The following is a 19,419-nucleotide window of genomic DNA, read 5'->3' as shown; positions in this document are numbered from 1 at the left end:
GTCAGCCCCTGACCAGCGCGACGAGATAGTCGGCGCCGGGCTCCAGGGCATGGAAGGTGCAGTCCGACGGCGCCCCGAGCGCCAGGCAGTCGCCTGATACAAGCCTGTGCACTGTCTCACCTTCGACGAATTCGAGCCGCCCGGAAATCAGCCATATCTGCTGCTTGATGAAGGCGTATGAAGCAGCCGGAAAGCTGACCTTGGCGCCCGCCGGCAGATGCACCTTGATCAGCTCCAGCGGCATGTCGGAAGCCGGCGAAAGATGCCGCCTGACATAGCCGGTATCGGGATCGCGCCACACCGGCTGGTCGGCCTCGCGCAACAGCCCGCCGCCCTGCAATTCCGCGCGCGCGATCAAGGTCGACAGCGTCATGCCGAAGGCCGACGCGATGCGCACCAGAAGCGCCGCCGTCGGGCTGGTCTTGCCCCGCTCGATCGTGCTGAGCATCGCCTTCGAGACGCCGGAACGCTCCGCGAGTTCGGCCAGGGACCAGTCCCGCACGATCCTTTCGGCGTGTATCCTGCGGCCGATCGTCGAGGAAATGTCGTTCGCTATATCATCCATATGTCTATTATAGCGAAAAATAGACGCCGGAGAAGAGCCGCCTTGCGACAATTTTCACGGGCCCCTTAATGCTCTCTACACCATCCGACCTCATCGGGCCTTAACCCCATTCGGGTAGGATCGATGTTCCAGGGAAATGGGGATTGGCCTGTCCATGTATGTCGAACGCGAAGCCTCCGTTGGAGCACCGACATCGCAGGAGCGCCGCGACGCAGAGCAGAACGACAAGCGCATCCTCGGCAATGTCGTGCAATGCGATGGCGCGCGCGCCACCATCAGCGCCTACGCGAACGACGCCGACGGCGCGGTGACCGGCCTGTGGACGGTCGGCAAGATGATTTCCATCAATCTCGGATCGACGCGAACCGTCGGCCTGGTCTACGCAATCGGTAAGTCGGACCGCGCGTGGAGCAATGAGGGCCAGAACGCCATCGAGGTCAGCATCGAATTGATCGGCGAAGTGCGTGACGGAGCAGAGCCCGGCGCCAAACCGGTCTTCGACCGCGGCATCACCACCTATCCGCATATCGGCGCCGTTGCGCATCGCATCCGCACCCGCGACCTGCAGGCGGTCTATGACCTCGCGGGGCGTCATTCGATCACGATCGGCACGCTAGCGCAGGACGAGACGATCGCCGCCAACATCGCCATCGACGATACGCTGGCGCGTCACTTCGCCATTGTCGGCACGACCGGCGTCGGCAAATCCACCGCCGTCTCGCTGCTGCTGCGCAAGTCGATCGCAGCAAGGCCGGATCTGCGCATCCTGATCCTCGATCCGCACAACGAGTTCGCTGCATCGCTGCCCGAATACTGCGTCAGGGTCGATTCCAAAACCCTGGATCTTCCGTTCTGGATGTTCACGCTGGAGGAATTCGCCGAGGTGCTGTTCCGGGGCCGCGAGACCGAGCCGGAAGAAATCGACGCCTTGCGCGACCTCATTCCGGCCGCCAAGAATCTCTACCGCAACCCGAATTCGGGCTCCTATATCAGGCGCGGCAGCGATGCGCTGACCGCCGATACGCCGGTGCCTTACCGCATCGCCGACCTGCTCAAGCAGATCGATGAGCGCATGGGCATGCTCGAAAGCAAGACCGATCGCCCGACGCTCAAATCGCTGAAGACGCGCATCGAATCGGCGGCGGCCGATCCACGTTATCGCTTCATGTTCAACTCGCGCCTGATCGAGGACACCATCCACGAGACGATCGGCAACATCTTCCGCGTGCCGCATCATGGCCGCCCGGTAACCTGCTTCGAAATGGCCGGCATGCCTTCCGAAGTGGTCAATTCCGTCTGCTCGGTGCTGGCGCGCCTGGCCTTCGATCTCGCTCTGTGGAGCGAGGGCAAGCTGCAGCTTCTGTTTTTGTGCGAAGAGGCGCACCGCTATATGCCGGCCGACCCGCGTCTCGGCTTCGCGCCGACCAGGCACGCGCTGTCGCGCATCGCCAAGGAAGGCCGCAAATATGGCTGCTATCTCGGCGTCGTCACCCAGCGCCCTGGCGAGCTCGACCCGACCATCCTGTCGCAATGCTCGACTTTTTTCGCCATGCGGCTTGCCAATGAGCAGGACCAGGCGATCATCCGCTCGGCGATTGCCGATTCTTCCGCCTCGACGCTTGCCTTCCTGTCCTCCATGGGCCAGCGCGAAGCCATCGCCTTCGGCGAAGGCGTGGCGACGACCATGCGGCTGAAGTTCGAAAAACTGCCGAGCCACCTGCTTCCTGGCACCGCCAAGCGCGAAGAGGCCGCCTCGTCGAAAGCCGGCGACGATGTCGATCTGGTGGCGATAGTGGAACGACTGCGCAACGTGCCTAAATCAACGCAGCAGGCGATGGCCTTCGCCGAGGTCGTCGATTCAGGCCGCCAGGCCGGCGATCCCGACTACCGCAAGCCACCCGCCGCGCGCGCGCCATCGGACGACGATTTCGACATGCGCTACGGCCTCAAGCCCGCAACCTTCGGCCTGCGCCCGCAAAACGATTGAGTTTGGGCGTCACGCACATCGGCGGATGGGTCTGTGCACCCAAGTCAGGGCTTCCGAGATCCGTTTGGAAAAGCCTGGGTTAATCCCGTCAGGGAATTCGTCAGGCTGAGTCGGGTGGTGCTGTTTTCGAGAACCGAAGCGGAGCGGACATTTGAGTCCGTGAGCATCGGAAGCGCAGAAAACGGCGCCAGACGGCCAGCCTCACGAATTCAGTGATGGGATTTTCAGGCGCAGACGCGGTTGCGGCCTTGCCTCTTCGCTTCGTAAAGCTGGCGGTCGGCGCGGCGATAGAACTCTTCCGCTGTTTCCTTGCGGTCCCAGACGGCGAGCCCGACGCTGGTGGTGATCTTGAGGCGGACATTGCCTGACAGCACCGACATGTTGGCGATCGCCTTGCGGATGCGCTCGGCAAACTTGCCCAGAAGCTCGGCGTCCATATTGGGCGTGACCACGGCGAACTCCTCGCCGCCCAATCGCGCTACCACATCGTGGTAGCGCGTCATGTCCTTGAGACAGTTCGCGACGGCCTTGAGCACTTCGTCGCCGACGTCATGGCCGTGGGTGTCGTTGACCTGCTTGAAATGGTCGAGATCGAGGATCATCAGACCGACGGGCTTTTCGATGCGCCGGAACTCCTCGAGATACTCCTTCAGCGCATCATCGAAATAGCGCCGGTTCTGCATGCCGGTCAGGCCGTCGGTCAACGCCGCATGCTCGAGTGTTTCCGAGCGCGCGCTGAGCGAGACCGTCATGGCGCGCAGCTTGCCTTCCTCCGTCGCCTGTTTGCGGATCAGCGGATAGATGAAGAAAATGCCGAAGAACAGCGCGGTGGCCAGGAGCACGCCGGTCGCGAACAAGAGCTTGTTGAGATAGATGACCTTGTCCAGACCCGAAGCCGTATGCAACTCGTCGGCGAAGGACTGCAGAAGTCCGTAAGCATGCAGCGTCACCAGGCCGGCGGCCAGGATCACGAATATAAAGACGAAAAATGCTGATTCCGCCTTGTGGAAACGCATCTGCTCCCCGTTGGAAAAGTGCCCACTGATCTTATGGCATGGGCGGGCTTACGGAGGGTTAATTTGGACAACCACAACGGGAACCTTTCCTTGCAGGTAAACTTTTCAGGTTGCATCGGAAGCAAGCGCTGAGATCGTGGTTTCCAGATCATCACCGGGGCGCAACCTCAGCCATTCCGGCCCCAATTGATGCCTGAACCAGGTGGTTTGCCGCTTGGAATATTGCCTGGTCGCGATCTTGGCGCGTTCGATTGCCTCGGGAAAGCCAATCTCTCCGGCCATCGCTGCCTGCAGTTCGCGAACGCCGATCGCTTTCATCGCCGGCAATTCGGGATCGAGACCAAGTGCTGCAAGCCGCTTGACCTCGTCCAGCGCGCCCTTGTCCAGCATCTGGTCGAAGCGTTTGTCGATGCGAGCGACCAACGCCGCCCGATCCGGATCGATCACCAGGAAACGCGCGCTTTCCCGGTCGATGAGCGGCTGGCCGCGTTCCGCCTGCCATTCCAGGATCGAACGGCCAGACGCATCGAGAACCTCCAATGCCCGCACGACGCGCTGGCTGTCGGTTGGCTTGAGCATCATGGCGGCCGCCGAATCCTCGCGCAGCAGCAGGCTGTGCAGCTTGACGGCGCCCTGCTCCTTCAACTCATAGCGCCAACGGTCGCGGACCCGCTGCGGAATGTCGGGCATTTCCGAAATGCCCTCGGCCAGCGCGCGGAAGTAGAGCCCGGTGCCGCCGACGAAAATCACTGGCCGTTCGAAGAATGTGCCGTCGTCGATCAGCTTCATCACGTCGCGCAGCCAGGCGCCGGTGGAATAGGCGGTGGCCGGTTGGACATGGCCATAAAGATAATGCGGTGCGCGGGCGAGGTCGGCCGCCTCCGGCCGGGCGGTCAGCACGTCGAGCACCGAATAGCCCTGCATGGAATCGGTGTTGACGATCACGCCACCCCTGTGCTCCGCCAGATCGAGCGCAAGCGCCGACTTGCCGCTGGCGGTCGGCCCGGCTATCAGGATCGCGTTCTTCACGCGGCCCTTGCCCGCCTGCCCGCCGGAATGTTCCATGCCGCTCGTCGCCACGCTTGTTTCCCGTCCCACTGAGCGCGCTTTGTCGCTGTCGCTTGCGAATATGGCCTCACGGTCGGTCGGCGCAAGCGCTGTTGTCTGGCTGGCTGAAGCTATTGCCTGCGATCTCGTCCTGCCTGAGGCAGCCGACGCCGCCGTTACGAGTGCCGTCTTGCGCAAGGCACTCGCCGGCGAGGCGGTCGACGTGATCGTCCAAGAGGCAGAAACCCGCCGCAAGAAAATCCTGATCGCCGACATGGATTCGACCATGATCGACCAGGAATGCATCGACGAGCTGGCCGACGAGATCGGCGTCAAGGATCATGTCGCGGCCATCACCGCGCGATCCATGAATGGTGAGATCGCCTTCGAACCGGCTTTGCGCGAGCGGGTGGCGTTGCTCAAGGGCCTCGACGCCGCCGTGGTCGATCGCATCGTCGCCAATCGCCTGACGCTGGCCGCGGGCGGCCGTGTTCTGGTCCGGACCATGCGCGCCAACGGCGCCTGGACGGCACTCGTGTCTGGCGGGTTCGAGGTCTTCACGACGCGCATCGCCGCCATGCTCGGCTTCCAGGAGAACCGTGCCAATCGCCTGCTCGAGCAGGATGGCCGCTTCACCGGCCTTGTCGGCGAGCCGATCCTCGGCCGCGCCGCCAAGGCGGACGCGCTGATCGAAATTTCAGCGCGCCTCGGCCTGACGCCCGCCGACGCCATCGCCGTCGGCGACGGCGCCAATGATCTCGACATGATCCGCCTGGCCGGTACCGGTGTCGCGCTCCACGCCAAGCCGACGGTGGCGGCACAGGCCAAGGTCCGCATCAATCATGGCGACCTGACCGCGCTGCTTTATGTGCAAGGCTACAGGCAGGAGGAGTTTGTGCAATGAAACCAATGCGTACCGAGCGCCTGATCCTGCGCAACTGGGAAGATCGCGACCGCGACCTGTTCCACCGCATCAACTCCGACGAACAGGTGATGGAGTTCTTTCCGTTCCGCCGCGACCGCGCCCAGGCGGATGCCAAGATGGACGAGTTGCGAGGCGTGACCGACCGCGACGGCTATGGCTTTGCCGCCGCCGAGATCATCGCCACCGGTGAATGCATCGGCTTTGTCGGCATCACCGGAACCGAGCATATGCCGTTCCTGCCGGCCGGCACCGTCGAGATCGGCTGGCGGCTGGCGCCTGAATTCTGGGGCAAAGGCTATGTCACTGAAGCCTCGGAAGCCTGGCTGGCCCACGACTTCGAAACCCTCGGCCTTGGCGAGATCGTGTCTTTCGCGGTCTATGACAACCACCGCTCCACGCCGTCATGCAACGCCTCGCCATGACCGCCGATCCGTCCGCCGACTTCGACCACCCCGGCATTCCCGACAGCCATCCCGCGCTCAAGCGACATGTGTTCTACCGGCTGACTGCCAAGAATTGGCGAAAGAAATGTCGCTGATCAATGTCGATCAGGCGGAAGCTCATCGCCAGGTTGCGGAGGTCCGGCAGCAACCCGCTCAAGCAGCTTTCCAAAATCGTCAGCGGACGCATCGCCTGTCCGACGACGCAGGAACTCGGCCGCTGTTTCCATTGCCCCAACTTTCTGCGCCACGGCCGAAGCGATCCACTGATTGAGCGACACGCCATCGGCCTTTGCCAAGCGCATGGCCGCCTCCTTGACCGAAAGCGGGAGTTTCAACGGATAAGTCGCTTTGCTCATGTTCGAAATCCTTCCAGGAACTCAGCCGGGCTTACGACTTGGACATCGAAACGGCCTGCCCCAGCCACAAAATCCCGGCGATTGTGAGTCACCAACGCATCCGCCCGACCGTTGATCGCCGCTTCCAGCACCATCTCATCCTTCGGATCGCTCAATTGCGGACGCCAGAGAAAGTGCAGTTCGACCGGCTCGGCCAAGGCCGCAAAGCCGGCCAACAGTCCATCTAAATCCGTAGTGGACAACCCGTGAATCGCCATTTGCTCGGGTCGGGACAGAACGGTTTCGTATTCAAGAAACAGCGCTGTCGTCACCAATGGGCAAACCCGCCGGTCCGCAACCAGTTGCAAGATAGCGAACGATGCACCATTCCTGCTTCGCAAACCTGCCGTCAGAACGTTTGTGTCCAGTACGATCCGCTTCACAAGGCAAAATAGTACATCCCATAGGATGTTACAATATGCCTGCGGGCTGCTGACTTCAGTCCATCCGGATCGTCACGAACCTGAGCTCACCGGTCTTCGATGCCAGCATCAAGAGCGCATTCTTGCGTCCCTGTTCCTTCAAGGCGCCGATCCGGTCCATGACATCCTTGGGCGTCGCGACCGATTCCTGTGCGATCTCGGTGATCACCTCGCCCGGCTGGATGCCGCGCTCGGCGGCGGCAGAGTCCTTGGTGACATCGGTGATGACGACGCCCGAAACATCGGCGGCAATGCTGAACTTCTTGCGTGTTTCGTCGTTCAGTTCACCGACCGTCATGCCGAGCACCGAAGCCGTCGAAACGGCCGGAGCCTTGTCACTCTTGTCCTGGTCGGTATTGCCACCCTCCTCGCCGCTGGCGAGTTTTTCGCCATCCTCGAGCCGGCCGAGCGTCACTTTCACGGTCTGCTCGACGCCCTTGCGCACGATGAGCACATCGACCGCCTTGCCGACCGGGCTTTCGGCGACAACGCGCGGCAGGTCGCGCATCTCATGGATGTCCTTGCCGTCGAACTTGATGACGACATCGCCCGCCTGGATGGTGCCATTGTCGACCGGGCCACCCTTGATCACGCCGGCGACCAGCGCGCCCTTGGCGGTCGCCATGCCGAGGCTTTCGGCGATGTCGTCGGTCACCGGCTGGATGCGCACGCCCAGCCAGCCGCGCCGCGTCTCGCCGAACTGGCGCAACTGGTCGACGACGCCGGACGCGAGCTGCGAGGGGATGGAGAAGCCGATGCCGATCGAACCGCCGGAAGGCGAAATGATCGCCGTGTTGATGCCGATGACTTCGCCGGCGCTGTTGAACAGCGGTCCGCCGGAATTGCCACGGTTGATCGCGGCATCGGTCTGGATGAAGTCGTCATAGGGGCCGGAATTGATGTCGCGGTTGCGGGCAGAGACGATGCCGACCGTCACCGTGCCGCCGAGGCCGAACGGATTGCCGATCGCCATCACCCAGTCGCCGACGCGCATCTTGGTGGAATCGCCGAACTTCACCGCCGTCAGCTTGTGGCCTTTCGGATCGACCTTGAGCACGGCGACATCGGTCTTGGTGTCGGTGCCGACCAGCGTCGCCTTCAAGGTGACACCATCGGAGAAATTGACCTCGATGTCGTCGGCATCGGCAATGACATGGTTGTTGGTGACGACGATGCCTTGCTCGGCATCGATGACGAAGCCGGAGCCCAGCGACTGCACCTTCTGCGAGCCGTTGTCCTTGTCACCGCCGCGGTTCTTGAAGAAATCGTCGAAGAAATCCTGGAAGGGCGACCCCTCGGGCAATTGCGGCATCGGCACGGCGCCCGGGCCTTCGGTGCCCTTGACCGTCTGCGAGGTGGATATGTTGACCACCGCGCCGAGCAGGCCTTGCGCCAGATCGGCGACCGAAGCGGGTCCATCGGCGGCAAATGTCGGCGTCACGAAGGACGGGACAGCGACGGCGCTGACAAGAAGTGCCGCCGCGCCAGCGATGAATGTCCGCCGAGCCGCGCACAGAATTGTATTGGATGTCATCGAGAAGCCTCCCGGTATCCTTGAAAAGAAAAGCGCTTCGACGAAAACGCCGCGTCACGCCATGTTGGCAAAAAATACGGCACGTTTGCGGCTATGACTATCGGCAGAGGATAAATCATCGCAGCCGTCATGCGCCTCGTACCAGCCAGACGATGCCGACGCCGATCACGATCGCCGCCAGCCCGGCGATCCGCAGCGCGTTCTCGGGCAGCGACAGCACTTCGGTGGCAAGTTTCCTGGCCAGGCCGGGAAAACCGCCATAGACCAGACCCTCTATGACAAGGACCAGGCCCATGGCGGCAAGAAAATCCTGCACCGGCCGCTACTGGCCGGTGCTGGGCTGTGCCGGCGCGGCGGGTGCCGTCGCCGGAGCGTTTGGCGCAGGCGAAGCCGGCTTTGCCGGCCCCTCGCCGCCGTCGGGATTGCGGAAGAAACGGAAGAACTCCGAGTTCGGCGAAAGCACCATCGTCGTTCCGGTGTTGTCCAGCGCCGTGCCATAGGCGTTCATCGACCGGTAGAAGTCGAAGAAGGCCGGATCGCGCTGATAGGCTCCCGCGAAGGTGGCGCTGCGCTGGGCTTCGCCCTCGCCGCGCAGGATTTCCGACTCTTTTTGCGCTTCGGCGACAATCTCGACCACTTCGCGATCGGCGCGGGCCGTGATGCGCTGTGCCGCTTCATTGCCGCGCGCCCTCAGCCGGGCAGCCTCCGCCAGGCGTTCCGCCTTCATGCGGTCGAAGGTCTGCTGCGAGACTTCGGCCGTGAGATCGGTGCGGCGAATGCGGACATCCTCGATCTGCAGGCCGAGCGATGTGGCATCGGGCCTGAGCTGGTCGCGGACTTCGCGCATCATCACGCCGCGCTCTTCGGAGAGTGCTGCCTCGAAATCACGCAGACCATAGACACGGCGCAAGGCAGCGTCGAGACGCGTCCTGAGCCGGGCCTCGGCCAATTCGATCTGACCGGACACGGCGGAGCGGAAGACCCGCGGATCCGAGATGCGGTAGGCGATGAAGGCATCGACCTCATAGAACTTGCCGCCCGAGACCTGGACGCGGATGTTGTCGAGGTCGAAGCGCAGCACCCGGTTCTCGATCAGTTGCACCGTATCGGCGTCGAAGAACGAGAACGGCGCCTTGAAGTAGATGCCGGGTTCGCTCTTGACGTCGACGATCTCGCCGAACCTGAGCACCAGCGCCTGCTGACGCGCATTGACCACGAAGACCGACGAATAGAGCAGGAACAGGATAACCGCTGCCGCGACGACGATGATGGGAAGACGGTTGGCCATCACTGGTTACCTCCCGTAACGCCACTGGGCGCAGCGGGTGCCGGCGCTTTCGGCTGCAATGCCGGCAGCGGCAGATAGGGAACGACCCCTTGCCCGTTGCCCTGCTCGACGATGACCTTGCTCGAATCCTTCAGAACCTTCTCCATGGTTTCCAGGTAGAGGCGCTTGCGCGTTACATCGGGCGCCTTGGCATATTCGTCATAGACCGAGATGAAGCGCTGCGCCTCACCCTCGGCTTCCTGCACGACCCGGTTCTTGTAGGCGGCCGCGTCTTCGCGGATCTGTGCGGCCTCGCCGCGCGCCTGCCCGAGCTTCTGGTTGGAGTACTGGTTGGCCTGCTCGACGAACTTGTCCTCGTCCTGCTCGGCGCGCTGCACTTCGTCGAACGCATCGGCCACTTCACGTGGCGGTGCCGCATCCTCGATCGAGACGGCGTTGACGTTGAGACCGGCCTTGTAGCCGTCCAGCGTCGTCTGGATGATTTCACGCACCGAGGCGGCAATGCCCTGGCGGTCGTCGCGGAAGATGTCCTGCGCCGGCCGGCGGCCGACGGCTTCACGCATGGCGCTTTCGGCAACCTGCCGCAGCATGCCGTCGGGATCGGACACATCGAAGAGATACGCGCTCGGGTCGGAGACCTGATAGGCCACCGAGAACTGGACGTTGACGATGTTCTGGTCGCCGGTAAGCATCAGCCCGGACGTGTTGCCACTTGTCGCGCCGCCGCCGCCGATATCGACGAGCTGCTCGGAAATCTTGGCCGTCTCGACGGTTTCGAGCGGCCACCAATGGAAATGCAGGCCAGGCTGCGACAGTTCGGTCTTCGGCTTGCCGAAGCGCAGTTCGACCGCGACCTCGTCGGGCTGCACGGTATAAACCGCCTTGAACGCCCACAGCACCACAAGTGCAGCCGCGATCAGCGCGAAGATGGCCGGGCTCGCGCCGCCGCCACCCGGAAGAGCGCGCCGCAGCCGGTCCTGGCCGCGGCGGATAATGTCTTCGAGATCGGGAGGCGAGCCTTGTGGCCCGCTCGGTCCCTTTGGTCCCTGCCCCCAGGGCCCCTGATTGTTGCCGCCGCCGCCCCATGGGCCGCCGCCACCGCCGCTTTTATCGTTCCAGGGCATGAATGTCCTTTCGCTTGGAATTCCCTCAAGCGCCGGTATTACGGCGCAAAATCCAGTATTGTTCTTCTATAGGGACGCCACGAGGCGCTTTCAACGCGATGCGCTGCCGACTTCGTCCGATTTGTCCGGTCGCGACCCTTTGTCTTCCTTCAATGCCCCTTTTTTCAGTCAATGTCTCTCTCGACGCCGCTCGTAAACCGAATAGCGCGTCGGGTGGCTGTCCTTTTCCCCGGCCGGGACGTCGTGCGAGCTGACAATACGCCAGGAATCAGGATCGATCGGCGGGAAATGCGCGTCGCCTTCGACCGCTGCCAGCACATGGGTGACATGCAGCCGATCGGCCAGAAGCATGGCCTGGGCATAGATTTCGCCGCCGCCGATGACGCACACCTCGTCCACACCGACCATGCGGCGCCCGCGCACCGTCGCCAGTTGGACCGCGGCTTCGAGCGAATGTGCCACCTCCACGCCCTCGGCGCGCCAGGTCTTGTCGCGGGTGACGACGATGTTCAACCTGCCCGGCAGCGGCCGGCCGATGCCCTCATAGGTCTTGCGGCCCATGATGATGGGCTTGCCCATCGTATCGGCCTTGAAGCGCTTGAGATCGGTGGAGAGCCGCCACGGGAGCCCGCCGTCCCGCCCGATCACGCCGTTCTCGGCGATGGCAACGTAGATTGCGACATGCATCAATTGTCGTCCGTTGGCTCGAGGATCAGGATGTCGATGTCGCGCTCGGGGTAGAAATTATCCGCCGTCATCTCGAATGTCGTCGGTCCGGTCTTTCTGACATTGTCGCCGCAGAACGAGACCAGGGCTTTCGGATTGCCCTTGTCGATCGTCAGCTTGAACTTTCCGATTGTGCCGGTGGCCCAGTTGCCGCCGGTGGTCAGGATATAGGCGATGCGGTTCTCGACATATTTGGGGTAGCCGTCAGGGTCGTTCTTCGCCGCCTTGCGCACCGCACTCTCGAATGTATCGTCCATGCAATAGCGGGCCTTGTAGGCCGCATACTGACCCTGGAATTTGCCGTCGTAAAAGAAGCTGACTGAAGACGTGCCGCCGACGCTCGGCTTGTAATGGTGGGAAACATGAACGTCCTTGTTGGCTGGAAAGGTCGAGCGCCACCAGTAGGTCGAACGCAATTGCCAGAACGGCGTGTAGACCTTGGTCGTCTCGGTGCCGTCGCTGCCGGTGTCCTCGATGATGATGCCGCGGTTGACCCAGTCATCGACAACCGCTTGCGGCAACTTGGCCAGCGCCGCCTTCGCCGCATCGCCGAATGGATAGAACGGCACGTTTTGCGCCTTCATCTCTGCGCTGATGTCGATGCCTAGCGCCAACACCTTCTGCTCGAGCTGCGGCTTGACGGCGGCACCGTCGATCGTCACCTCGAAGCCGAGGAAATTGTCGCTCTGGTTTTCGGGAATCGCCGGGATTTCTTCGGGATTGCCCGATATTTCGGGCATCGGGAAGGCGACGATGGCCTCGACATCGCGATCGGTGTTGTTGTGGAAGACATAGTCGACAGTGACCTTTTCCGGCGAGATGAAAAGATCCTCGCTTTGCATCGCCACGGCATCGCTGCGCGACAGGATCAGGCCGCCAGTGCCAAGTTCGGCAACCGAATCGTTGGCGAAGGCGGGCGCGGGCGACAGGGCCAGCACGGCGGTCAGAACATATCGCAACATGGAAGCCCCCTCGGCTAGAATGCCTGCAGGACCCTAGCCGTTTCAATGTGGCGTTTCAAAGCCCTTCCGCATCCGCGGACGCGCCAAAAAGGGTCTGGAGCAAGCGGTCTGGACACCCAGCAGCGGTCTGGACACGCGCCAGCGCGGTCTGGACACGCGCCAGCGCGGTCTGGACTAACGGGTTCCGATCGGGCAGGAGTTCGCCCATGCGCAAGCTTCTCGTCATCGGCATCGGCGCCGGCAATCCCGACCACATGACCGTTCAGGCCATATCAGGCCTGAACCAGGCGGATGTGCTGTTCATTCCCGACAAGGGCGCGAAAAAAAATGAACTGGCCGAACTGCGCCGCCGGATATGCGACCGCTTCGTCACCAACCCGAAATCACGCCGTGTCGAATTCGACGTGCCGTTGCGCGACCTGCCAATGGAAGATGGGCCAGTAGAAGATGGGCCGGCCCCCTCCTACCGCTCGACCGTCGATGACTGGCATGAAGCCATCGCCACCATTTACGAAAGCCTGATCCGCGACGAGATCGCAGGGGATGGCTGCGGCGCCTTCCTGATCTGGGGCGACCCTTCGCTCTACGACAGCGCGTTGCGCATCCTCGAGCGCGTGCGCCTGCGGGGCAATGTCGCGTTCGAGCTTGAGGTGATACCCGGCATCACCGCTGTCCAGGCGCTGGCCGCCAGCCACAAGATGGCACTGAACCGCATCGGCGATTCCGTCCTCATCACCACCGGCCGCCGCCTGACTGAGGAAGGCATGCCGGACAATGCCGGAAGCGCGGTCGTCCTGCTCGACGGCAAATGCGCCTTCAACACGCTGGCCGACAAGGATGTCGTCATCCATTGGGGCGCCTATCTCGGAACGGAAGACGAGATCACTCTCTCCGGCAGGATCGGTGACATCGGCGCAAAGATCGAAAAGGTTCGAGAGGAAGCTCGTCGGCAGAAGGGCTGGATCATGGACAGCTATTTGCTGCGCAAGCCCGGTGAAGAGCAATAAGTCCTACTCCCCTACTCCCCTACTCCCTTCCCCCTCACCCAGCATCAATCTCCGCCTGCAATGCCTCCATATGCGTCGCCGCCGCCGCAGCCGCCGCACGCTCGATGGCGCGAAAACGGCTGACCACCGCCAGCCCCACAGCCGTCAGTTGCGCGCCGCCGCCCTTGCGGCCACCGGTCTGTGCCGCCACCAGCGGCTTGCCGAACACCCGGTTCATGTCCTCGACCAGGTCCCAGGCGTGCTTGTAGGACATCTCCATGCCGCGCGCGGCGGCCGAAATGGAGCCGAAGGCGGCGATCTGTTCCAGGAGTTCGATCTTGCCCGGCCCGACGCGCCCGTCGGGGTCGAGATTTATCCGCAAGCTCAGCGACGGCATCATTACTCTCCGCGGTCCAACCTCATACTAGAAGCTCCCTGGCGAAACCGCTATTCCAAAAAGACATAGCGGGATCACCCATCCACCTCGGCGGGCAGGCCGGCGCCGGTGTTCGCCCGATCGAAGCTCACCGTCTTGATCACCGCGAAAACCTTGCCGCCAAGATGGAGCTTCAGCGCCTGCCGCGACTGTTCGGTGATGCGGGCAAGCACGGTTGCACCATTGCAGTCGATACCGACCTCGACCGCAGGCCCTTCGCCGGGGCTCATCGCGGTAATGGTTCCCGGCAGAATGTTGAGCGCGCTGAGACCCCTCGGCTTTTCGGTGGCGATCATCACATCGCGGGCGCGGATACGGATGCGCACCGGCGTACCTGTTTTCATCGCCAGCTGTGGCACCCGGAGCTCGCCCGCGGCCGAGCCGAGCACGGTCATACCGAAAGTCTCGTCGTGACGCAGCACCTTGGTGTCCAGCACGGCGCCCCCCTCGCCGCGCTCCTCCGCCGGCAACAGGTCGAGCCTTTGCATCACCGCCTCGGTCGGCCCGCTGGCAACGACATTGCCCTGCGCCAGCATCACCACGTCGCTGGCCAGCCTCGCCACTTCGGCGACCGAATGACTGACATAGACGATCGGGATTTTCGTCTCGTCGCGCAGCCTTTCGACATAGGGCAGGATTTCGGCCTTGCGCGCTTCGTCGAGCGAGGCCAGCGGTTCGTCCATGAGCAGCAGTCTGGGGCTGGCAAGCAATGCCCGGCCGATCGCCACGCGCTGTTTCTCGCCGCCCGAGAGCTTTGCCGGCCGCCTGTTCATGAGCGGCCCGATGCCGAGCAGGTCGACGACGGCATCGATATCGGCGTAGCGCTCCGCCGGCGGCGTGAACCAGCGGCCGTAGCGCAGATTGCCGGCAACGCTCATATGCGGAAACAGCCGTGCGTCCTGGAACACCATGCCGATGCGGCGCTTGTGCTTCGGCACGAAAATGCCGGCACCGGTATCGACCAGCACACGGCCGTCGACCTCGATGCGTCCCTTGTCGGGCCGGATCAGCCCGGCAATCATGTCGATCAGCGTCGTCTTGCCCGACCCCGACGCTCCGAACAGCGCCGTCAGCCGCCCGGCGCTTTCGAAGCGGGCGTCGATGGCGAAACCGCCGAGCCGATGACTGATGTCGACGAGAACGCTCATTCGATGTCCAGTCGCCGGCCGACACGCCGCGCCAGCACCTCCGAAGCCACCAGCGCGGCCATGGAGATGACGATGGAGATCAGCGTCAGGCGGAGCGCCCCTTCATCGCCCCCCGGCACCTGCGTGAATGTGTAGATCGCCGACGGCAATGTCTGCGTCTCATTGGGAATGTTGGAGACGAAGGTGATGGTGGCGCCGAACTCGCCCATCGCCTTGGCGAAGGCGAGGATGGCGCCGGCGATCAGCCCGGGCAGGATCAGAGGCAGCGTGATGGTGGCAAAAACCCAGAGCGAATTGGCGCCGAGCGTTCCCGCCGCCGCTTCCATCTTGCGGTCCACCGCCTCGATCGACAACCGGATCGCCCGCACCATCAGCGGAAAGCCCATGACGCCGCAGGCCAGCGCCGCGCCTGTCCAGCGGAAGGAGAAGACAATGCCGAAATGCTCTGCCAGGAAGGCGCCGGCCGGGCCGCGCCGGCCGAAGGTGAGCAGCAGCAGGTAGCCGGTCACCACGGGCGGCAGGATCAGCGGCAGATGCACCAGCCCGTTGAGAACGGTCTTGCCCCAGAACTGTCCCCGGGCAAGCAGCAGCGCAATCAAGATGCCTGGCGGCAGGCTGGCGAGCATCGCCACCGTTGCCACCTTGATGGACAGCCGAACCGCATTCCATTCGTCGGGAGTGAGGTCCAGCAGCCAGTTCATAGTGCCCCTTGGAACTCAGTTGCTCGGCGCGAGCACGGTAAATCCCTGATCCTTGAACAGCGCGGCCGCCTTGGCCGACTGCAGGCATTTCAGGAAAGCCGGCGTATCCTTGTCCTTCGAATCGGCGGTCTGGGCAACCGGATAAATGATCGGCGGATGCGAATCCTCCGGGAAGGTGCCGACCACCTTGACGCCCTTTTCGGCATGCGCATCAGTGGCGTAGACGATGCCAAGGGCTGCTTCACCCGTCGAAACCAGCTTCAGCGCCGCGCGCACGTTTTCGGCCTGCGCCACCTTGCCTTCGACCGAAGACCAGACGCCGAGCGATTCAAGTGCGGCCTTGCCGTATTTGCCGGCCGGCACCGCCTTGAAATCGCCCATGGCGAGCTTGCCGTCGCCGATCAGCTTGGCGAGGTCAAAGCCCTTCTCGATCCTGGTGTCGACCGCCGAGTCCTTCGGCGCCACCAGCACGATCTCATTGCCGAGCAGCTTCACTTCGGTGTCCGGCTTGGTCAGCTTCTTGTCGGAGAGATATCTCATCCAGTCGAGATCGGCCGAGATAAAGACGTCGGCAGGCGCCCCGCCCTCGATCTGTTTGGCCAGCGCCGAACTCGCGGCATAGGAGACAGTCGCCGCCTCGCCGACATCGGCCTCGCAGGCTTTGTTCACGGCGTCGAGCGCGTCCTTGAGGCTGGCCGCGGCAAACACCACCACCTTGTCTTCCGCATGTGCTGCCGGCACGACTGCCATCAGCGCCGCAGCGAAGCCACCAATGGCGATCGCCCTCGATCCAAAACCTTTGCGCAGCATGGGAACTCTCCTCGGTTTGAAAGCTAGTCAGCCCTAAGTCTCCGACCGATATATCCGCATGAATATAACAAGGGAAGGCCCGGCGCCCCATGAAAGCGTCCGTACGACACCAATTGTCCTGGAAAGACCGGCAAAGAAACCCTGGAAAGATCAGTGCCCGCAACATCCCCTCCGGGGAACGATCGCCGAGATCGTCAAGGAGCCACCACCTCGCATGTCACGATCGACATCGGTGGCGGCGCCATCGTCACCGCCTCGATCACCAACAAGGCCGTCGCCGATCTCAAGCTCAAAAGGGCAAGCAGGCCTATGCCGTGGTCAAGGCCTCGGACGTGATGGTCGGCATCGACTGAAATTTGCGGCCTTAGACCGCGATCGGCGCTTTGATCGACGCGTCTGCGACGTAGTTTTCCAGCCGGAAATCCTCGAAGCGGAAGGCGAACAGGTCCTTCACCTCGGGGTTGATCCACATCGTCGGCAGCGCCCTCGGCGTGCGCCGCAGCTGTTCGCGCGCCTGCTCGAAATGGTTCGAGTAGAGATGCGCATCGCCAAGTGTGTGGACGAAATCGCCGGGTTTCAGCCCGGTGACCTGCGCCACCATCACGGTCAGCAGGGCATAGGACGCGATGTTGAACGGCACGCCGAGAAAGATATCGGCCGACCGCTGGTAAAGCTGACAGGAGAGCCGCCCTTCCGAAACATAGAACTGGAAAAGGCAGTGGCAGGGTGGCAGCGCCATCGCTTCCACCTCGGCTGGATTCCATGCCGAAACGATCAGCCGCCGCGATTGAGGGTTTTTGCGTATCTCCTTGAGGAGATTCGCGATCTGATCGATCGAGCCGCCATGGCCATCCGGCCAGGAACGCCACTGCTTGCCGTAGACCGGGCCGAGATCGCCATTCTCGTCGGCCCATTCGTCCCAGATCGAAACGCCATGGTCGGTGAGGTATTTGATGTTGGTATCGCCGGCCAGGAACCACAGAAGCTCATGGATGATCGACTTGAGATGCAACTTCTTGGTCGTGGTGACGGGAAAGCCGCGCGCCAGGTCGAAACGCATCTGGTAGCCGAAGACGGAGCGGGTTCCGGTGCCGGTGCGGTCGCCGCGATCGGCGCCGTTGTCCAGCACGTGCTGCAGGAGGTCGAGATACTGGCGCATCGGTTCCGGCTCGATTCGGTTGTCCAGCCATCATAGCTTACGGACAGGCAATCGAACACCACAAAGCAGCGCAAGCCCTGCCCGAAGCCCGCCAGTCCCCAACAACATCAGGGCTGGCGCATGGACCGCGCCAGCCCTGCGAATTGAAGCGCGGTCGTCAGAGGGAGCCGAGCTTGCCCAGGTCCTTCGCGACGAGGTAGTAGAAAGTCACCCGGCTCTTGGTGTTGTCGGCAGCCATTGCCTTGCAAGTCTTCTCGATGGATGCATCGGCCTTCGCTGCATCGCTGATGCCGAGCTTCTTGGCGACCCAGTTGTCCCTGACACGCCCGAGTTCCTTCGGGTCGGTGCAGGATACCAGCGAGGAATCGCGGTTCCTGAGCGCGATGCCTAGGTGCTTGACGATCTTTTCAACCGCATCAGCACTGGCGCCGGCATCGTATTTCTTCACGTCTGCAAGATAGTCGGCCATCAAAATTCCCCTCGTCGGCGCCACGGATCCGATCGATGAGGGCTGTGGCGCGCTGCTGCAACATGTGCGCTAGGTCGGTAACTCCTCACCGGGGCAAAGCTTCGGTTGAGACCGCGCCCAAGTCAACCCTTTGGACTTGCGGTTTTGTCAGGGGGACAAAGTGCCATTGCGGCCTTCCATTTCTTGCGATGGCCCCCTATATTCGGTTTGTCGGCTTGACCGACTATGGCGATAAATGGGCGATGAAATAAGCCGTTCGGACCCGGGGGCGGTACCCGGCGCCTCCACCAAAAGCCGCTGCTGATGACAGAGCGGTTTTTGCTGGGGGCGAAATAGGATCGACGAAGGTGTAAAGATCGTACTTTTGCCCGGCATGGTACCACCGTCATCGGGCTAAACCTGTAGTTGCAAATGACAACTATGCGGAAGCACGTCTCGCCGCGTAAGCGGTGCGATAGCTTCAAATCAAGCCCTAGAGGTTCGCACTTCTAGGCGGGGTTCGGAGGTACCTGGCAACAGAAACCTCCACTTCTCCCCTCCTCCGATATGCAGCATGCGCAGTGGCAGCTTCGCCGCGAAGGCGCCGGCCGCGTGCTCCCTCCATGGACAAAACATGCAAAACGATTCCGATCGCTTCTTTGTGCTGACTGGCGGTCCTGGTTCCGGCAAGACCACCTTGATCGAAGCCCTGCGCACGCAGGCTTTGCCACCTCGGCGGAAGCCGGGCGCGGCATCATCCGCGACCAGTCCGACATTGGCGGACCCGCTTTGCCCTGGCGTGATCGCGCCCTGTTCGCCGAGTTGATGCTGTCATGGGAGATGCGCTCGTATCAAATTGCGCAAGAACAGACCGGGCGTCCTGTTTTTTTCGATCGTGGCGTTCCGGACACGCTCGGCTATCTCAGGCTGAGCGGCCTGCCGGTATCCGAACACGCCACCGCTGCCGCCGAGCGCTTCCGCTATCATCAGCGTGTCTTCGTCGCCCCGCTATGGCCGGAGATCTTCGCGCAGGATGAAGAGCGCAAGCAGACGCTCGACGAGGCCGAGCGTACCCACCATGCGCTGGTCGGCGTCTACACGGAACTGGGCTATGAAACCGTCCCGCTGCCTTTGGCGACGGTCGAGGAGCGGCTGCGCTTCGTGCTGATCGAGGCAGGATTGGCATGAAAAAGGCCGGGATGAATGAACTGACCCCATAAAGTTGGACGGTTCATTGAGTTGGTAGGTTTAAGGGCTGGTTCCTGTATTGCACAGGGGCCAGCCCTTTCAGTTTCAG

Annotated in this window: 20 protein-coding genes, 1 other RNA gene and 3 pseudogenes; 7 read left to right on the top strand and 17 right to left on the bottom strand. The window is 62.6% G+C overall.

Annotated elements, in window-relative coordinates:
* Window position 1 precedes the first annotated feature (1 nt).
* The gene (locus tag NKJ11_RS26470; RefSeq protein WP_352794660.1) at window positions 2–565 is read right to left on the bottom strand and encodes a helix-turn-helix domain-containing protein; all 564 of its coding nucleotides are present in this window, start codon (window positions 563–565) and stop codon (window positions 2–4) included.
* A gap of 154 nt (window positions 566–719) precedes the next feature.
* Between NKJ11_RS26470 and NKJ11_RS26465 the strand changes: the two genes are divergently transcribed.
* Window positions 720–2,552 carry an ATP-binding protein gene (locus NKJ11_RS26465; RefSeq protein ID WP_352794658.1) on the top strand — a complete coding sequence of 611 codons (1,833 nt, stop codon included), beginning with the start codon at window positions 720–722 and terminating at the stop codon, window positions 2,550–2,552.
* A gap of 224 nt (window positions 2,553–2,776) precedes the next feature.
* On the opposite strand, the gene NKJ11_RS26460 is transcribed toward NKJ11_RS26465, so the two are convergent.
* On the bottom strand, window positions 2,777–3,568 hold the full coding sequence (locus NKJ11_RS26460) for a GGDEF domain-containing protein (protein ID WP_128305783.1): 792 nt from the start codon (window positions 3,566–3,568) through the stop codon (window positions 2,777–2,779).
* Between the two features lie 105 nt (window positions 3,569–3,673).
* Window positions 3,674–4,633 (bottom strand): tRNA (adenosine(37)-N6)-dimethylallyltransferase MiaA, encoded by a 960-nt coding sequence (gene miaA, locus NKJ11_RS26455; protein ID WP_352794698.1) that lies wholly within the window; start codon window positions 4,631–4,633, stop codon window positions 3,674–3,676.
* On the opposite strand from miaA, the gene serB reads away from it, so the two are divergent.
* Together serB and NKJ11_RS26445 are read left to right on the top strand one after the other, a co-directional pair.
* On the top strand, window positions 4,632–5,519 hold the full coding sequence (serB, locus tag NKJ11_RS26450; protein WP_023813068.1) for a phosphoserine phosphatase SerB: 888 nt from the start codon (window positions 4,632–4,634) through the stop codon (window positions 5,517–5,519). The two genes, miaA and serB, sit on opposite strands and share 2 nt — an antisense overlap.
* Window positions 5,516–6,078: pseudogene (locus tag NKJ11_RS26445) on the top strand (GNAT family N-acetyltransferase). The gene serB and the pseudogene NKJ11_RS26445 overlap by 4 nt, the downstream one beginning before the upstream one ends.
* On the opposite strand, the gene NKJ11_RS26440 reads toward NKJ11_RS26445, so the two are convergent.
* The 8 genes from NKJ11_RS26440 to NKJ11_RS26405 form a co-directional block, all read right to left on the bottom strand.
* Window positions 6,079–6,339, bottom strand: coding sequence for a hypothetical protein (locus tag NKJ11_RS26440; RefSeq protein ID WP_023813069.1), 261 nt, complete (start codon window positions 6,337–6,339; stop codon window positions 6,079–6,081). It abuts the pseudogene before it with no gap.
* Window positions 6,336–6,761 (bottom strand): putative toxin-antitoxin system toxin component, PIN family, encoded by a 426-nt coding sequence (locus NKJ11_RS26435; protein WP_023813070.1) that lies wholly within the window; start codon window positions 6,759–6,761, stop codon window positions 6,336–6,338. The genes NKJ11_RS26440 and NKJ11_RS26435 overlap by 4 nt, the downstream gene beginning before the upstream one ends.
* Before the next feature lie 55 nt (window positions 6,762–6,816).
* Window positions 6,817–8,334 carry a DegQ family serine endoprotease gene (locus NKJ11_RS26430; protein ID WP_023813071.1) on the bottom strand — a complete coding sequence of 506 codons (1,518 nt, stop codon included), beginning with the start codon at window positions 8,332–8,334 and terminating at the stop codon, window positions 6,817–6,819.
* A 127-nt stretch (window positions 8,335–8,461) separates the two neighbouring features.
* Window positions 8,462–8,650: a DUF2065 domain-containing protein gene (locus tag NKJ11_RS26425; RefSeq protein WP_023813072.1), complete on the bottom strand. Its 189-nt coding sequence runs from the start codon at window positions 8,648–8,650 to the stop codon at window positions 8,462–8,464.
* Window positions 8,651–8,656: 6 nt separating this feature from the next.
* Window positions 8,657–9,622, bottom strand: a complete 966-nt coding sequence (gene hflC, locus NKJ11_RS26420) for a protease modulator HflC (protein WP_128305778.1) — start codon at window positions 9,620–9,622, stop codon at window positions 8,657–8,659.
* On the bottom strand, window positions 9,622–10,746 hold the full coding sequence (hflK, locus tag NKJ11_RS26415) for an FtsH protease activity modulator HflK (protein WP_023813074.1): 1,125 nt from the start codon (window positions 10,744–10,746) through the stop codon (window positions 9,622–9,624). Before hflK ends, hflC begins: the two co-directional genes overlap by 1 nt.
* A gap of 168 nt (window positions 10,747–10,914) precedes the next feature.
* Entirely contained in the window at window positions 10,915–11,433 is a 519-nt protein-coding gene (locus NKJ11_RS26410; RefSeq protein WP_128306066.1) for a dihydrofolate reductase, read from the bottom strand.
* A complete protein-coding gene (locus tag NKJ11_RS26405; RefSeq protein WP_128306067.1) occupies window positions 11,433–12,434 on the bottom strand; it encodes a DUF4424 domain-containing protein in 1,002 nt (333 codons plus the stop codon). The genes NKJ11_RS26410 and NKJ11_RS26405 overlap by 1 nt, the downstream gene beginning before the upstream one ends.
* A 206-nt stretch (window positions 12,435–12,640) precedes the next feature.
* Here NKJ11_RS26405 and cobF point away from each other — a divergent pair, with 206 nt between their 5' ends.
* Window positions 12,641–13,441, top strand: coding sequence for a precorrin-6A synthase (deacetylating) (gene cobF, locus NKJ11_RS26400; RefSeq protein ID WP_128306068.1), 801 nt, complete (start codon window positions 12,641–12,643; stop codon window positions 13,439–13,441).
* Between the two features lie 34 nt (window positions 13,442–13,475).
* Here cobF and NKJ11_RS26395 read toward each other — a convergent pair whose 3' ends face one another.
* The 4 genes from NKJ11_RS26395 to modA form a co-directional block, all read right to left on the bottom strand.
* Window positions 13,476–13,817 carry a winged helix-turn-helix domain-containing protein gene (locus NKJ11_RS26395; protein WP_127293106.1) on the bottom strand — a complete coding sequence of 114 codons (342 nt, stop codon included), beginning with the start codon at window positions 13,815–13,817 and terminating at the stop codon, window positions 13,476–13,478.
* 74 nt (window positions 13,818–13,891) lie between these two features.
* Window positions 13,892–15,004 carry a molybdenum ABC transporter ATP-binding protein gene (gene modC / locus NKJ11_RS26390; RefSeq protein ID WP_128306069.1) on the bottom strand — a complete coding sequence of 371 codons (1,113 nt, stop codon included), beginning with the start codon at window positions 15,002–15,004 and terminating at the stop codon, window positions 13,892–13,894.
* Window positions 15,001–15,705 carry a molybdate ABC transporter permease subunit gene (gene modB / locus NKJ11_RS26385; protein ID WP_024501415.1) on the bottom strand — a complete coding sequence of 235 codons (705 nt, stop codon included), beginning with the start codon at window positions 15,703–15,705 and terminating at the stop codon, window positions 15,001–15,003. The genes modC and modB overlap by 4 nt, the downstream gene beginning before the upstream one ends.
* 15 nt (window positions 15,706–15,720) lie before the next feature.
* A complete protein-coding gene (modA, locus tag NKJ11_RS26380) occupies window positions 15,721–16,515 on the bottom strand; it encodes a molybdate ABC transporter substrate-binding protein (RefSeq protein ID WP_128306070.1) in 795 nt (264 codons plus the stop codon).
* Between the two features lie 113 nt (window positions 16,516–16,628).
* On the opposite strand from modA, the pseudogene NKJ11_RS26375 reads away from it, so the two are divergent.
* A pseudogene (locus tag NKJ11_RS26375) lies at window positions 16,629–16,868 on the top strand (TOBE domain-containing protein).
* Window positions 16,869–16,879: 11 nt separating this feature from the next.
* Here NKJ11_RS26375 and NKJ11_RS26370 read toward each other — a convergent pair.
* Window positions 16,880–17,674, bottom strand: a complete 795-nt coding sequence (locus NKJ11_RS26370) for a thymidylate synthase (RefSeq protein ID WP_128306071.1) — start codon at window positions 17,672–17,674, stop codon at window positions 16,880–16,882.
* 157 nt (window positions 17,675–17,831) lie between these two features.
* Entirely contained in the window at window positions 17,832–18,143 is a 312-nt protein-coding gene (locus tag NKJ11_RS26365) for a DUF2853 family protein (RefSeq protein WP_023813086.1), read from the bottom strand.
* A 170-nt stretch (window positions 18,144–18,313) separates the two neighbouring features.
* On the opposite strand from NKJ11_RS26365, the gene ssrA reads away from it, so the two are divergent.
* Window positions 18,314–18,673: a transfer-messenger RNA gene (gene ssrA, locus NKJ11_RS26360) on the top strand.
* Between the two features lie 83 nt (window positions 18,674–18,756).
* Window positions 18,757–19,310, top strand: a pseudogene (locus NKJ11_RS26355) (AAA family ATPase).
* The last annotated feature ends 109 nt before the right edge of the window (window positions 19,311–19,419 follow it).

This window comes from Mesorhizobium sp. M0243, assembly GCF_040321775.1.
GTDB lineage: Bacteria > Pseudomonadota > Alphaproteobacteria > Rhizobiales > Rhizobiaceae > Mesorhizobium.
The sequence above is the reverse complement of the archived record's forward strand: the minus strand, read 5'-3'. Positions and strand labels throughout refer to the sequence as shown.